At 49.3% G+C, this 536-nt stretch carries 1 pseudogene; it reads right to left on the reverse strand.

Features of this window, described 5'->3' with window-relative positions:
• Window positions 1-536: pseudogene (locus R7O13_RS30350) on the reverse strand (hypothetical protein); the annotation flags it as partial.

Raw genomic sequence — 536 nt, forward strand, 5'->3', positions numbered from 1 at the left:
GTCACGGTTAGCACGTTGTCGATAACCGCCACAACTAAGCCAATGCCATCTTGCGGATCTACTGCATCCGTCATTTCATAACGACGGTACTCCACCGTACCCAGCTTCACTTTTTCGTGTGTCACGCCGCTCATTTGCTCTTCGTGATCCAACGTTTTCCAAAGCGCCTCTGGATTCTCGATTGGCAGTTTGTAAACTGGCACCATACCGAGCGTGTAAAGCACTGGGTTGATCTCATCGCCTGTACCTAAGTACGCTTTCAAAGTTTCTGGCGACGCAGCACTTTTTAAGTATCCGTCAAACAGATCGATCGCAAACTGCTCTTTTGGTGACAGCTGCTCACCAACAAACATATCAGACATGGTCATTTGATTGGCAGAGCCAAACGCGTTCACATATTCGTAGTGTTTGAAAGGTTCTGTTTGGAAAGTAACTACGAGCGAATCGGCTGGGATTTGCGCCAATAGTGAGCTTGAACCGCTCTGAGGAAGGTTATTTTGGTACAGGTACCCAGCGGCCCCCGCTGCTGCGACCAC

The organism is Vibrio sp. Y176 (assembly GCF_033438945.1).